At 39.2% G+C, this 1,932-nt stretch carries 3 protein-coding genes and 2 pseudogenes; all 5 read right to left on the bottom strand.

Annotated elements, in window-relative coordinates:
- A pseudogene (locus P5674_RS24370) lies at positions 1-370 on the bottom strand (hypothetical protein); the annotation flags it as partial.
- Positions 371-419: 49 nt separating this feature from the next.
- Entirely contained in the window at positions 420-773 is a 354-nt protein-coding gene (locus tag P5674_RS24365) for a hypothetical protein (protein WP_006616032.1), read from the bottom strand.
- 2 nt (positions 774-775) lie between these two features.
- Positions 776-1,141, bottom strand: coding sequence for a hypothetical protein (locus P5674_RS24360; RefSeq protein ID WP_014274844.1), 366 nt, complete (start codon positions 1,139-1,141; stop codon positions 776-778).
- A gap of 175 nt (positions 1,142-1,316) precedes the next feature.
- Positions 1,317-1,601, bottom strand: a complete 285-nt coding sequence (locus P5674_RS24355; protein ID WP_014274843.1) for a hypothetical protein — start codon at positions 1,599-1,601, stop codon at positions 1,317-1,319.
- A gap of 106 nt (positions 1,602-1,707) precedes the next feature.
- A pseudogene (locus P5674_RS24350) lies at positions 1,708-1,932 on the bottom strand (hypothetical protein); the annotation flags it as partial.

Genomic DNA, 1,932 nt, shown 5'->3' with positions numbered 1-1,932 from the left:
GATGTACGGTTTTGAATGGGAGGGGTAGACCGTGAGGTCTATCTCGACCCCTAATATCTTCTAAGCCATGGTAACCCCCGTTGACTCTTAGGGTAATTTCTTCCACGGTTGCGCCGCGATCGCACAATTCATTCATGCGGTTATTTTGCCACCAAAATCCGGCACTGGTAAACGGATAATGCTCCGCCACATAATCGCAACCTTCCATAATTTTGGCATCGCCCAGCGCATCGCAGAAGGCTTTATAATTGTTTCGTCCGGTTAGCTGAAGCGCCCCCGAACCTTTGTATTTGGGGTCGTCACCAGAACAAGTATTTCCCAAATCGCTGCGCCCTTCCAAATAAGACCCATCACTGAGTTCTTTTAACAACTTCAATCCCCCGGATTCGTGGGCAATTTGACTGATAAAATGACAGATTCTAGGGGGGGGTATTGATTTGATAAAAATGCAGACAACGATTCAGATCTGCTAGTTCATCTTCACGGATAAAATTACCAAAAATCGCCTCGGCTTCTTTCTGAGTAATCAATGGCTCTTCCGCCCCTTCTGGCATTACCGATGGCAGTCCATCCCAATCTTTACTAAAGGCATAAAAGGTTCCACTATTGGCGGCTAAAGTGACCTTAATATGTCGATTTTCAGCAGGTTCAAATGCTTGGACTCCGTAGGTTTTTCCCGCCGTAACCGCGACCATTTGATCAGGTTTCAGTTCCGAGGACTGGATAGGCAGTTTTTTGAATTTGGTATTAGTTTTGGCGACAATTGTTTTCATGGTTATTTGCAGGTTTCAGATTTGATTTCATGGAAATAACGAATTGAAACTAAGGATTCTGAATTTTGGCATTTTGCAATTATTATCGATAGGATGAAAATATTTATATTGTCTAAATATTCATTGTTATCAGCATGGGATTTTGTCAAGTGAGCAGATAAAAAAACCAACAAAGATCCCAGAGCAACATTAAAAGATTGATTGGCTATTTGGTTGATATTTCTCATATTTTCTCTCTCCTTTTTTAATAATAATTGGTAGGTATTGAATTGCTCCGATGTTGTCATCATTTCCATTTTTTTGATATTTTCCTCTCTCGCAGAAAATCCATGATTATAGAAAAATGTTACGCCACCTGTTAAACTCAATAATAGGGCATATACGCAGATAATTATATGCCAAGTTTTACTAAATTTTCGCCTTAATTATTGCTGATGATTCCACGATTAAAAATCTGCATTAAAATCATCATATTCAGGAGGAAGTAAAAATTTGTCTTCTGGATCAAGATTCTTCATAGCCTCATCTCAAATAATTGTAAATTTATTGTTTTTGTTTGACAGTGGCGGACAAAAAAGAAACAATAGAACCCAAGACAATATTGAAAGACTGGGAAGCAATATTATTTTCGTCTTGATAAGTTTGGGCATCCTCTAGCAGAAGTTCTGCCACCCAATTCATTTTTTCTGAGGAGTCAGAATCGCGAGTTATTTTGTCAATAATTTCTGGAGTTGTCGCAAAATAATTATTGCTAAAAAAGTTGATATAACCAGTCACAAAAAACAAAATCATGTAAGTGGTGAGGATGGCGTACCAAGTTTTACTCATTTGTGTTGTTTGATTTGGGGTGAATGGTTGGTAATATTGTCAATATGAACGGTGGGCGATCGCCAATTAACGGTGGGCGATCGCCAATATTTACCTCGACGAATGCTCAATGTAATTTGATAAATTGTGGGATTGCATCTCGCACTGGCACCCCTGGCTTCTGATCATAGACTTCGCCACAATCGAGAAAGCATTTCGCCGCCTCGATCAACTCTTGGCAATTTTCGGGATTGTCAATTTCTTCGCCAATCTTTTGATACTTTTGATATTTTTTAAAAATATGTGCGAGACGTTTAGGAGTGAAATAGGGCTGCAATGCTCGAAATAACCT

The organism is Limnospira sp. PMC 289.06 (assembly GCF_032350395.1).
In the GTDB taxonomy this organism is placed as follows: domain Bacteria; phylum Cyanobacteriota; class Cyanobacteriia; order Cyanobacteriales; family Microcoleaceae; genus Limnospira; species Limnospira platensis.
Note: the sequence above shows the minus strand (reverse complement) of the source record. Positions and strands in the feature narration are given on the sequence as shown.

What these genes read in the sequence shown, in the direction of transcription:
- P5674_RS24365 (WP_006616032.1), bottom strand. Translation starts at nt 773, where the DNA reads ATGAAAACAATTGTCGCCAAAACTAATACCAAATTCAAAAAACTGCCT.
- P5674_RS24355 (WP_014274843.1), bottom strand. Translation starts at nt 1,601, where the DNA reads ATGAGTAAAACTTGGTACGCCATCCTCACCACTTACATGATTTTGTTT.